The sequence below is a fragment of the Brevundimonas sp. genome, assembly GCF_032107865.1.
In the GTDB taxonomy this organism is placed as follows: domain Bacteria; phylum Pseudomonadota; class Alphaproteobacteria; order Caulobacterales; family Caulobacteraceae; genus Brevundimonas.
In genome coordinates this window covers 1-10,369 of the sequence record NZ_DAMCNG010000090.1, presented here as the reverse complement: position 1 = coordinate 10,369, position 10,369 = coordinate 1, and the positions used below count along the sequence as shown (strand labels likewise).

12 protein-coding genes, 1 tRNA gene and 1 pseudogene are annotated in these 10,369 nt (G+C 67.1%); 8 read left to right on the top strand and 6 right to left on the bottom strand.

Annotated features, from left to right (window positions below; genetic code table 11):
* Positions 1–4: 4 nt before the first annotated feature.
* Positions 5–970 carry a cystathionine beta-lyase gene (gene metC / locus RT567_RS09125; protein ID WP_313575943.1) on the top strand — a complete coding sequence of 322 codons (966 nt, stop codon included), beginning with the start codon at positions 5–7 and terminating at the stop codon, positions 968–970.
* On the opposite strand, the gene RT567_RS09120 is transcribed toward metC, so the two are convergent.
* From RT567_RS09120 to RT567_RS09110, 3 genes are all read right to left on the bottom strand, one after another.
* Positions 929–1,005, bottom strand: a tRNA-Arg gene (locus RT567_RS09120). The genes metC and RT567_RS09120 overlap by 42 nt on opposite strands.
* 19 nt (positions 1,006–1,024) lie before the next feature.
* Positions 1,025–1,330, bottom strand: coding sequence for an ETC complex I subunit (locus tag RT567_RS09115; protein WP_087141176.1), 306 nt, complete (start codon positions 1,328–1,330; stop codon positions 1,025–1,027).
* Between the two features lie 93 nt (positions 1,331–1,423).
* Positions 1,424–1,720: a hypothetical protein gene (locus tag RT567_RS09110; RefSeq protein WP_087141175.1), complete on the bottom strand. Its 297-nt coding sequence runs from the start codon at positions 1,718–1,720 to the stop codon at positions 1,424–1,426.
* 217 nt (positions 1,721–1,937) lie between these two features.
* Between RT567_RS09110 and RT567_RS09105 the strand changes: the two genes are divergently transcribed.
* Positions 1,938–2,510, top strand: coding sequence for an RcnB family protein (locus RT567_RS09105; RefSeq protein WP_313575940.1), 573 nt, complete (start codon positions 1,938–1,940; stop codon positions 2,508–2,510).
* A gap of 158 nt (positions 2,511–2,668) precedes the next feature.
* On the top strand, positions 2,669–3,619 hold the full coding sequence (locus RT567_RS09100; protein ID WP_313575938.1) for an RcnB family protein: 951 nt from the start codon (positions 2,669–2,671) through the stop codon (positions 3,617–3,619).
* A 119-nt stretch (positions 3,620–3,738) separates the two neighbouring features.
* On the opposite strand, the gene gatB is transcribed toward RT567_RS09100, so the two are convergent.
* Genes gatB through gatC form a run of 3 tightly spaced genes read right to left on the bottom strand, consistent with a single transcriptional unit; the run spans position 3,739 to position 7,004 of the window.
* Entirely contained in the window at positions 3,739–5,232 is a 1,494-nt protein-coding gene (gene gatB, locus RT567_RS09095) for an Asp-tRNA(Asn)/Glu-tRNA(Gln) amidotransferase subunit GatB (RefSeq protein ID WP_313575936.1), read from the bottom strand.
* A gap of 2 nt (positions 5,233–5,234) precedes the next feature.
* Entirely contained in the window at positions 5,235–6,713 is a 1,479-nt protein-coding gene (gene gatA / locus RT567_RS09090) for an Asp-tRNA(Asn)/Glu-tRNA(Gln) amidotransferase subunit GatA (RefSeq protein WP_313575934.1), read from the bottom strand.
* A gap of 3 nt (positions 6,714–6,716) precedes the next feature.
* The gene (gene gatC, locus RT567_RS09085; RefSeq protein ID WP_046653549.1) at positions 6,717–7,004 is read right to left on the bottom strand and encodes an Asp-tRNA(Asn)/Glu-tRNA(Gln) amidotransferase subunit GatC; all 288 of its coding nucleotides are present in this window, start codon (positions 7,002–7,004) and stop codon (positions 6,717–6,719) included.
* 171 nt (positions 7,005–7,175) lie between these two features.
* Between gatC and RT567_RS09080 the strand changes: the two genes are divergently transcribed.
* The 5 genes and pseudogenes from RT567_RS09080 to RT567_RS09060 form a co-directional block, all read left to right on the top strand.
* A complete protein-coding gene (locus tag RT567_RS09080; protein WP_313575933.1) occupies positions 7,176–7,475 on the top strand; it encodes a DNA-binding protein in 300 nt (99 codons plus the stop codon).
* Positions 7,476–7,558: 83 nt separating this feature from the next.
* Complete coding sequence (gene ruvX / locus RT567_RS09075; protein WP_313575931.1) at positions 7,559–8,023, top strand: Holliday junction resolvase RuvX; 465 nt, start codon at positions 7,559–7,561, stop codon at positions 8,021–8,023.
* Between the two features lies 1 nt (position 8,024).
* Positions 8,025–8,948 carry an AEC family transporter gene (locus RT567_RS09070; RefSeq protein WP_313575929.1) on the top strand — a complete coding sequence of 308 codons (924 nt, stop codon included), beginning with the start codon at positions 8,025–8,027 and terminating at the stop codon, positions 8,946–8,948.
* A gap of 23 nt (positions 8,949–8,971) precedes the next feature.
* Positions 8,972–9,955 carry an aspartate carbamoyltransferase catalytic subunit gene (locus tag RT567_RS09065; RefSeq protein WP_313575927.1) on the top strand — a complete coding sequence of 328 codons (984 nt, stop codon included), beginning with the start codon at positions 8,972–8,974 and terminating at the stop codon, positions 9,953–9,955.
* A pseudogene (locus tag RT567_RS09060) lies at positions 9,952–10,369 on the top strand (dihydroorotase); the annotation flags it as partial. The gene RT567_RS09065 and the pseudogene RT567_RS09060, both read left to right, overlap by 4 nt.

Genomic DNA, 10,369 nt, shown 5'->3' with positions numbered 1-10,369 from the left:
CTTCATGGTTCCCTCAGGCCTGGCGGCCGTGACCGTGCCTCTGACCGCCCTGCTGCGTCCCGGCGATGAGGTGCTGACCACCGACGCCGTCTATGGCCCCACGCGCCGCTTCCTGACGCGCCACCTCGCCGCGCGGGGGATCACCGCCCGGTTCCACCCCGCCGACGCCTCGACCGAGGCCGTTCTGGCCGCCCTCACGCCACGCACCCGGCTTCTGCTGATCGAGGCGCCCGCCTCCTTGACCTTCGAGATTGCGGACGCCCCGGCCCTGGCCGCCGCCTGCCGCGAGCGCGGTGTTCTGACGGTCATGGACAACACCTGGGCGGCGGGGCTGGCCTTCCGTCCGCTGGCGCACGGCGTCGATGTCAGCGTCCAGGCCCTGACCAAATATGTCGGCGGCCATTCCGACCTGCTGATGGGCGGGATCGCCGCCAGCGCGCCGCACATCCTGCGCGCCATCGCAGACACCGTCGAAGACATGGGCTGGCACGTCTCGCCCGACGACGCCTGGCTGGCGCTGCGCGGCATCCGCACCCTGCCCCTGCGCTATGAAGCCCAGGCGCGTTCAGCCCTGACGATCGCCCAATGGCTGAAGGCTCAGCCAGAGGTCGCCGATGTCCTCTATCCGCCTCTACCCGGTTCGGTCGGACACGACCTGTGGCGGCGCGACTTCGATGGCGCGGCCTCCCTGATGGGCGTGGTCATGAAGGGCGGCGACACAGCGGCGGCCCACGCCTTTATGCGCGCGCTCAGCCTGTTCGGCATGGGCTATTCCTGGGGCGGCTTCGAGAGCCTGATCACCCACGAAACGCCGCAACTGGCCCATCGACAGCATGCGCCCGGCCTGCCGGGCCAGCTGCTGCGCCTGCATATCGGGTTGGAAGATCCCGCCGACCTGACGGCTGATCTCGAAAAGGGATTGGAGGCATGGCGCGCCCAGCAGGACTCGAACCTGCAACCGTCCGCTTAGAAGGCGGGTGCTCTATCCGGTTGAGCTATGGGCGCGGAAGGCCGCAGTTCGGACTTAGTGCGTCCAGGACTGCTTGCGGTTGGTGGCGAAGTTGTCGGCATAGGCCTTGATGATGACCGGCGCCTCGTTCGGCTCATGCAGGCGGAAGGCGATGCCGTGGCGTTCGGCGTAATCGACCGCCTCTTCCTTAGTGTCGAAGGACAGGCGGACCTGGCCGTTCATGTCGGTCGAGCTGGTCCAGCCCATCAGCGGGTCGATGGTGCGGGCCGAGGCCGGCTCAAACTCCAGGCGCCAGTCGCGCGCCTTGGCCTTGCCGGACTGCATCGCGGTCTTGGCCGGGCGGTAGATGCGAGCGAGCATGGACGGAATCCTTCGGACGGGGAACTCGCGGGGTGCATACCCCGCCGCCGCCGCCCGGTCCAGACGCCGCAAGCTGCATCAGGCCGCCAGAGGCTAGGCGGCGAGCGTAGAAGAGCCGGCGTCGATCCAACGGCGCGCAGCACGCTGGGCCTCGGCGATCTCGTCGTGCTCCATCTCCTGGCTGATGTCGCGGCGGTATTCCCGCGCCTCAATCGAGCCCTTCATGGAGGCCAGGTTGAAAATCATATGGGCCGACACCCGATCGATGGGGCACCCGTCCAATCCCGCCGAATAGGCCAGGCCCAGACGGAACAGGGCGTCGCCGTCCATGTCAGGCGTCGGCAACGGCAGGGTCTCGTGCGCCAGGGGCGCTTGGTTCAGCGGATTCATCAGCAATCCTCCCTCGCGGCGTCGTTCTGACCCCGCTATCGGACATCCATTCAAATATCGTCGGTTTAAAATTAGCGTTAACGCGCTCAGGGCTTCTGCGACACGGCCCTTGCCCGCACACGAGCGCAAGCTGAAAGGCTGGTTCAGGGGCGGTTCATTCTACCGGCCCGAATGTCGACGCCAGACAGGGATTTCGCTTCTTGAATGGAGTTGCCAAATGAACCGCCTGACCAAGGCCGCCGTCGTCGCCCTCGCCCTGGCGACCACAGCCGCCCCCATGATGGCCCAGGCGCAGGATCACCGCGGAGACCGCCGCGAGTGGCGCCAGGACCGTCGAAACGACCATCGTGAGTGGCGTCAGGATCGGCGCGACGACCGTCGGGAATGGCGCCAGGATCGACGCGATGACCGCCGTGACTGGCGTCAGGACCGTCATGATGATCGCCGCGAATGGCGACAGGACCAACGCCGATACGATCGCTGGAGCCGCAATGACCACAACTGGTGGCGCGGCCGGTCCGAGTTCCGCGACTATCGCGGCGCCCGCAACGGCTACTGGTATGCGCCGGGGCATGGCTATTACCGCGTGGAGCCGCGCTACTACGGCTATCGCTGGCGCACGGGGGGCTATCTGCCGTCCGCCTATCGCTCCTATTACGTCGACGATCCCTACTTCTATAATCTGAGGCCGGCGCCGCGCGGCTACCGTTACGTCCACGCCGGCAACGACATCCTGCTGATCGCCGTCGCCACAGGCCTGATCGCCAGCGTGTTGAACGACGTCTACTAAGAGACGCTGGACCAAGGTTTCGCTTCGCCCCGCAAGACTCTGTCTTGCGGGGATTTTTTCATGACAATGCTCTGCGATCGACGTTCAGCAGCAGTTCATGGCCCAGCGCCCACTCTGTCCGTAAGCCGTCCAAGTTCGGACGTGCGAGGACTTCGACCATGAAACGTTCTCTTCTCATGTTCGCGGCGGCCGCCACCTTCCTCGTGCCCGCCGCAGCCCCCATGGCTGTTCTGGCCCAGGATCGACCGCAGATGCGCGACGACGGTCCTCGCCGAGAGCGTAGCCAGCCGCAACGCCAGCATCGCGACGCCGACCGACCGCGCCAGGAAGGCTCGCGCCCGGAGCGTCGTCCCGAAGGACAACGCCCTCAGCGACCGGAACACAGGCCAGAGCAGCGTCCAGAGCAGCGGCCGGACTGGAACCGTCCCGACCGACCGGACCGTCCGCAGCGCCCGGATCGGCCTGACCGTCCTCAGAGACCGGATCAGCCGCGGCCTGACAGGCCCAATCGCCCGGATCGGCCCGACGCGCATCGTCCCGACCGCCCCGACTGGAACCGACCGGACAATCATCGTCCTGATCGCCCCCAACGCCCGGATCGACCCAACTGGAATCGTCCGGACCGGCCGGATTCACATCGTCCGGACCGTCCCGATCGCCCGGATTGGAACAGGCCCGGCCGCCCGGACGCCCATCGTCCGAACCGACCGGATCGCCCCGGTCAGTGGAACCGGGATCGCGACTATCGCGAGTTCCACAACCGCTGGAACCGCGACCAGTGGCGCCGTGACTGGGATCGTCGTCACCGCAGCGACTGGTGGCGTTATGACACGCGCTTCCGCAGCTGGAGCGGGACGCGGATCGGTTTCTATTTCGCGCCGGGCTACGGCTACTACAGCGTGCCGCGCACCTATTGGAACCGACAGTACTCTGTCGGCCAGTATCTGCCGGACGTCTTCTGGCGCTATCAGGTGAACGACTGGCGCACCTATGGCCTGGGCTATCCGCCTCCAGGCACGCGATGGGTCTATGTCGACAATGCGATCTATCTGATCGACGACTACGACGGTTACATCATCGAAATCGTCCGCGACGCCTGGCGCTGGTGACGCAACAAGAAAGCCCCGGAGAGCGATCTCCGGGGCTTTTTTAGTCGCTCAAGCAGCGAGCGACCGCGTCGCGAGCGTTAGCGACCAGCCGGGGGTTTGGGGGCCGCAGCCCCCAAGCATCAAAGCCCCAGCTTGGCCTTCAGGATGTCGTTCACGGCGGCCGGGTTGGCCTTGCCGCCGGTGGCCTTCATGACCTGACCGACGAACCAGCCGATAGCCTGGGGCTTCTCGGCGACGGCGGCGGCCTTGTCGGGGTTGGCGGCGATGATCTCGTCCACCGCCTTCTCGATGGCGCCGGTGTCCGTGACCTGCTTCAGGCCGTGCTTCTCGACCACCTCGGCGGGCGAGCCTTCGCCGTTCCACACGTAGTCGAAAACTTCCTTGGCGATCTTGGACGAGATGACGTTCGTCTCGATCAGTTCGACCAGTTGGGCCACATGAGCGGCGGGCAGCGGGTTGTCGCTGAAGTCCTTGCCGTCGGCGGCCAGACGGGCCGAGACCTCGTTCGTCACCCAGTTGGACACCAGCTTGGCGTCGCGGCCTTTCGCGGCGGCCTCGAAATACAGGGCCTTGGCCTGTTCCGAGATCAGCACGCCGGCATCGTATTGCGACAGGCCGTATTCGCTCATGAAGCGGCGGCGCTTGTCGTCCGGCAGTTCCGGCAGGTCGGCCTTGATGGCGTCGATCCACGCCTGTTCCAGCTCCAGCGGCAGCAGGTCGGGGTCGGGGAAGTAGCGATAGTCCTGCGCTTCTTCCTTGGAGCGCATGGAGCGCGTCTCGCCCGCCGTCGGGTCGTACAGGCGGGTCTCCTGCGTGATCGAACCGCCGTCTTCGAGTATCTCGATCTGGCGGCGCGCTTCATACTGGATCGCCTGAGAAATGAAGCGGAAGCTGTTGACGTTCTTGATCTCGCAGCGCGTGCCCAGGAAGCCGAAGTCGCCCGTTTCCTTGAACTTGTCGTAGTTCCCGGCGCGGCAGACCGACACGTTAACGTCGGCGCGCAGATTGCCCTTCTCCATGTCGCCGTCGCAGGTGCCGAGGTAGATCAGGATGGTCCGGATCTTCTTGACGTAGGCGACCGCCTCTTCCGGCGTGCGGATGTCGGGGCGCGAGACGATCTCCATCAGCGCCGTGCCCGCACGGTTCAGGTCGACGTAGGACTCGGTCGGCGACAGGTCGTGGATCAGCTTGCCCGCGTCCTGTTCCAGGTGCAGGCGCTCGATGCCGACGTTGAAGAAGCTGCCGTCCTCGGCCTCCACCTCGACCACGCCCTCGCCCACGATGGGGTGATACAGCTGGCTGATCTGATAGCCGGTCGGCAGGTCGGGATAGAAGTAGTTCTTGCGGTCGAACTGGCTCTTCAGATTGATCTGGGCGCGCAGGCCCAGACCCGACTTCACCGCCTGCTCGACGCAGTATTTGTTCAGGGTCGGCAGCATGCCGGGGAAGCCTGCGTCGACCAGCGACACCTGCTCGTTCGGCCCGGCGCCGAAGCCGACCGCCGCCCCCGAGAACAGCTTGGCGTTCGAGGCGACCTGGGCGTGGATCTCCAGACCCATGACGATTTCCCAGGCGCCCGTTCGGCCTTGGATCAGTTTGGAGTTCTCAGTCATGCTCACCACCAACGGTCCGGCTTGGCGACGAAGCCCGCCGCGTCTTCGAGGGCGCCCGCGACCTGGAAGACGGTCGCTTCGTCCAGGGCCTTGCCGATGACCTGCAGGCCCAGCGGCAGGCCGTCGGCGCTGAGGCCGGCGGGGACCGAGATGCCCGGCAGACCGGCCAGGTTGGTCGTCACCGTGAAGACGTCGTTCAGATACATGGTCAGGGGGTCGATCTGCTTGTCGCCGATGGCGAAGGCGGCCGACGGCGTGGACGGCGTCAGGATGGCGTCCACCTGGCCCCAGACGTTGTCGAAGTCCTGGGCGATGCGGCGACGCACCTTCAGCGCCTTGACGTAATAGGCGTCGTAGAAGCCCGCCGACAACACATAGGCGCCGATGGTCAGGCGGCGCTGAACCTCCTTGCCGAAGCCCTCGGCGCGCGAGGTCGCATAGAGGTCGTCCAGCGAGGTGAACTCTTCGGCGCGGTGGCCGAAGCGCATCCCGTCATAGCGCGCCAGGTTCGACGACGCCTCGGCCGGGGCCACGATGTAGTAGGTCGGCAGGGCGTATTTGGTGTGCGGCAGGCTGATCTCGACGATCTCGCAACCGGCGGCCTTCAACCACTCGACGCCCTGCTCCCAGAGCTTCTGGATCTCGGCGGGCATGCCGTCGAGGACGTACTCCTTGGGCACGCCGATGCGCAGGCCCTTGACCGACTGGCCGACCGACTGGATCCAGTCCGGGGTCGGGATGTCGAGGCTGGTCGAATCCTTAGCGTCGAACGAGCACATGGAGTTCAGCAGCAGGGCCGAATCCTTGACCGTCTTGGCGATCGGCCCGGCCTGGTCCAGCGAGCTGGCGAAGGCGACCATGCCGTAGCGGCTGGCGCGGCCGTAGGTCGGCTTGATGCCCACGGTGCCGGTGAAGGCGGCGGGCTGGCGGATCGAGCCGCCCGTGTCCGACGCCGTCGCGGCCAGGCACAGGTCCGCCGCCACGGCCGAGGCCGAACCGCCGGAAGAGCCGCCCGGCGTCAGGTCGGCGTTCGAACCCTTGGACTTCCACGGGTTCTTCACCGGACCGAAGGCCGAGGTTTCGTTGGACGAGCCCATGGCGAACTCGTCCATGTTCAGCTTGCCCAGCATGACCGCCCCGTCGCGCCACAGATTGGCGGTGACGGTCGATTCATACGGCGGGACGAAGCCGCGCAGCATGTTGGAGCCGGCCGTCGTCTGCACGCCCTGGGTGCAGAACAGATCCTTGATGCCCAGCGGCGCGCCTTCCAGCGCCCCGCCCTCGCCCTTGGCCAGACGGGCGTCGGACGCGCGCGCCTGTTCCAGCGCCTTGTCCGCCGTCACCTCGACATAGGCGTTCAGCGTCGGGTTCGAGGCCTCGATGTTGGTCAGAAAGGCCTTGGTCAGCTCTTCGGACGAGAAGGTCTTGGCCTTCAGGCCGTCGACGGCGTCGGCCAGCGTCAGCTTGGTCAGATCGGTCATGACTTACTCCACGACCTTGGGCACGACGAAGAAGCCGTCGGCGGATTTGGGCGCGTTGGACAGGACGTCGGCGACCTTGTCGCCGTCCGTCACCACGTCGTCGCGCAGGCGCAGCGGCTGGGACACGTTGGAGGTCATCGGTTCGACGCCCTGCACGTCCACCTCGTCCAGCTGTTCGATCCACTTCAGGATGCCGTTCAGCTCCTGGGCCAGCGGCTCCAGGCGGTCCTCGGGGGTCTTGATGCGGGCGAGATGCGCAACCTTGCGCACCGTCGCGGCGTCGATGGCCATGCGGCCCTCCAAAGCATGAGAGTCTAAGGGGTCGGGATTAGCGTCTCGACGCCGCTTCGACAAGGATTTGGGTGCAGGCGCGAAATGAGCTTGGCCGTTGCGGCCAAACGCCCCCTATCGAAGGCCGTGGCGGCGCCTAAGTATGGAGCGCAGATCACAGGAGACGCGACCATGAAGATCACCGGCCCCCAAGTCCGCGCCGCGCGCGCCCTGGTGCAATGGCCGCGCGACCATGTGGCCCGCCTGTCGGGCCTGACGGTGGACGCCCTGGCCGACTTCGAGCGCGAGAACGTCGACCCCGGCGACGAGGCCCGCAGCCGCCTTCAGTCCGCGCTGGAGGAAGGCGGCGCCGTCTTCCTGCACGAAGAAGACGGCGGCCTGGGCGTGCGGCTGAAGTTCACCCGCAAGGAAGTGCGCTCGATCCGCAACCTGGAGAACGAAGGCGGGCCGGTCGGGGACGACGACGTGTAAGTCCGCCTCCAACTCCGCTCATCCCGGCGGAGGGAAAGGGCCCACGCTTTGACACGCGCCCCATCTGGGCCTAACGCGCCCTCGTGCCTGTCTTTGATCTCTCCGAACTGTCCGCCGCCTGCCCGCCCAACACCCCGTGGCTGGGTCTGGATCTGGGCGAGAACACCATCGGCGTCAGCGTTTCCGACACCGGACGCATCATCGCCAGCCCGCTGGAGCTGATCCGCAAGACCAAGTTCAGTCAGGACGCCGAACAGCTGTTCAAAATCATGGACGGTCGCAAGGTCTCGGCGCTGGTCATCGGCCTGCCGCTGAACATGGACGGGACCGAGGGGCCGCGCGCCCAGTCGTGTCGCGCCTTCGCCCGCAATCTGGAGCGGTTCCGGTCGGTCAACGTCGCCTTTCAGGACGAGCGGCTGTCGACCACCGCCGTCGAGCGGTTCCTGATCGACGAACTGGACTTGACCCGCAAGCGCCGCGCCGACGTGGTGGACCGCACCGCCGCCGCCTGGATTCTGCAAGGCGCGCTGGACCGGCTGCGCGGCTGAGATGGCGGCCATCCTCGCGGGCGTCCTGCCGGTCTTCCTGCTGCTGGCGCTCGGTTACGGGCTAAAGAAGTCGGACTACTTGCCCGACGCCGCCTGGCGGCCGATCGAGAAGCTGGCCATCAATGTCCTCTATCCGGGCTTCCTGATCCCGGCGATCTGGAACGCGGACCTGTCGGGATCGGCCGCAGGCGCGGCGGGCGCCGCCGCCGTGACGGTGTCCATCATCATCTCGGCCCTGACCCTGCTGTCCAAGCCTCTGCTGCCCCTCAGCGGCCCGGCCTACACCAGCGTCTTCCAGGGCATGATCCGCTGGAACAGCTTCGTCTTCCTGCCGGTCGTGCAGGCGACCTTCGGACCGGCGGGCGTGGGCCTGGCCGCCGTGGTCATCGCCGCCATGATCCCGGTCAGCAACATCCTGAGCGTCGTCGTCCTGGCCAAATGGGGCGCGGACCAGCGCGGCGCCTCGCCCAGGGCCCTGTTCCGGGCGATGATGTCCAATCCCATCCTGCTGGCCTGCCTGTTGGGGCTGGCGCTGAACTTCTCGGGCGCGCCGCAGCCGCCGGGCGTGGCCGAGACGCTGCAGCTGCTGGGATCGGCCGCCCTGCCGCTGGGTCTGATCGTGGCGGGCGCAGGCCTCAGCTTCCGTGAACTGGCGCGCACCCGCGTCACGGTCGGCGCCGTGGTCGTGGTCAAGATGATCGTGACGCCGCTGGCCATGTGGCAGCTGGCGCGCCTGTACGGCGGCGATGAACTGGCGCAGGGAATCGCCCTGCTGTGCGGGGCCGCGCCCGGCGCCGCTTCAGCCTATGTGCTGGCGCGCCAGATGGGCGGAGACGCCCCGCTGATGGCCGGGATCATCGCGGCGACGACGGTATTCTCGGTCATCGGCATCCCCGCAGCCCTGCTGCTATTCCATCTGGCCTGAGTCCCGCCTATAGCCACGTCTCAATGACCCATGCAGCGCCCGTCTCCGACCTCATCAAGGAACGGCTGACGCCGTTCCCCCGCGACCACTTCCTCGCCGCCGGAGACCTCCATCCGCCGGCCGCCTTGGCCTTGCTGGACCTGGCCGACGCCTTCGTCGACTTCAACCGACAATCGGCCAAGGGCGTGGACCTGATGCGCGGCCAGACGGTCGTGAACCTGTTCTTTGAGAATTCGACGCGGACCAGCTCCTCCTTCGAGATTGCGGCCAAGCGTCTGGGCGCCGACGTCGTGACCATGCCGGTCGCCTCTTCCTCGGTGAAGAAGGGCGAGACGCTGATCGACACCGCCGTGACGCTGAACGCCATGAAGCCGGAGATTCTGGTCGTGCGCCATGCGTCCTCGGGCGCAGTGGACCTGCTGTCGCAGAAAGTCGGCTGCGCCGTCGTCAACGCCGGCGACGGGCGGCATGAACACCCGACGCAGGCCCTGCTGGACCTGCTGTCCATCCGCCGCGCCTTCGGCGACGTGGGCGGGCTGACGGTCGCCATCTGCGGCGACATCGCCCACAGCCGCGTGGCGCGCTCGAACGTCGCCCTGCTGCAGATGATGGGCGCGCGGGTGCGGCTGATCGGACCGCCGACGCTGGTGCCCGGCGACGCCGACCGCTGGGGCTGCGAAGTCTTCCACGACATGAAGGAAGGTCTGGCCGGTTGCGACGTGGTGATGATGCTGCGCCTTCAGCTTGAGCGGATGGCGGGCGCCCTGATCCCCTCGACGCGCGAGTATTTCCGCTTCTGGGGGCTGGACCGCGAAAAGCTGGCCTGGGCCGCGCCCGGCGCCAAGGTCATGCACCCCGGCCCGATGAACCGGGGCGTGGAGATCGATTCCGACGTGGCCGACGACCTGAGCGTCTCCCTGATCCAGGATCAGGTCGAGATGGGCGTCGCCGCCCGCATGGCCGTTCTGGCCGCTCTCGCCCACCGCCGCGCGGGAGGCGCCGCATGACCGTCGCTCAATCTCAGCCGATCGCCATCATCAACGCCCGCCTGCTGGACCCGGCCAGCGACTATGACGGTCCCGGCGCGGTCCTGATCGAAAACGGCCGCATCGTTGAGGTCATCCACGGACAGGCGACGCAACGCCCCGAGGGCGTGCAGATCATCGACGCCGAGGGCCGCTGTCTGGCGCCCGGCCTGATCGACATTCGGGTCAAGACCGGCGAGCCCGGCAATGAACCCAAGGAGACGCTGAAGTCGGCCAGCCTGTCGGCGGCGGCGGGCGGCGTCACCACCATCGTCGTCCAGCCGGACACCGACCCGGCCATCGACGACCCGGCCCTGATCGACCACATCCAGCGACGCGGCGCCGCGCTCGATCTGGTCCACGTCCGCGCGGCGGGTGCGGCGACCCAAGCCCGCG

Bases quoted from the DNA above. Each gene is read 5' to 3' on its own strand.
- RT567_RS09080 (WP_313575933.1), top strand. From the start codon at position 7,176: ATGAAGATCACCGGCCCCCAAGTCCGCGCCGCGCGCGCCCTGGTGCAA.
- gatC (WP_046653549.1), bottom strand. From the start codon at position 7,004: ATGGCCATCGACGCCGCGACGGTGCGCAAGGTTGCGCATCTCGCCCGC.
- RT567_RS09110 (WP_087141175.1), bottom strand. From the start codon at position 1,720: ATGAATCCGCTGAACCAAGCGCCCCTGGCGCACGAGACCCTGCCGTTG.
- RT567_RS09105 (WP_313575940.1), top strand. From the start codon at position 1,938: ATGAACCGCCTGACCAAGGCCGCCGTCGTCGCCCTCGCCCTGGCGACC.
- RT567_RS09100 (WP_313575938.1), top strand. From the start codon at position 2,669: ATGAAACGTTCTCTTCTCATGTTCGCGGCGGCCGCCACCTTCCTCGTG.
- metC (WP_313575943.1), top strand. From the start codon at position 5: ATGGTTCCCTCAGGCCTGGCGGCCGTGACCGTGCCTCTGACCGCCCTG.
- gatA (WP_313575934.1), bottom strand. From the start codon at position 6,713: ATGACCGATCTGACCAAGCTGACGCTGGCCGACGCCGTCGACGGCCTG.
- RT567_RS09070 (WP_313575929.1), top strand. From the start codon at position 8,025: ATGGCGGCCATCCTCGCGGGCGTCCTGCCGGTCTTCCTGCTGCTGGCG.
- RT567_RS09115 (WP_087141176.1), bottom strand. From the start codon at position 1,330: ATGCTCGCTCGCATCTACCGCCCGGCCAAGACCGCGATGCAGTCCGGC.
- gatB (WP_313575936.1), bottom strand. From the start codon at position 5,232: ATGACTGAGAACTCCAAACTGATCCAAGGCCGAACGGGCGCCTGGGAA.
- RT567_RS09065 (WP_313575927.1), top strand. From the start codon at position 8,972: ATGACCCATGCAGCGCCCGTCTCCGACCTCATCAAGGAACGGCTGACG.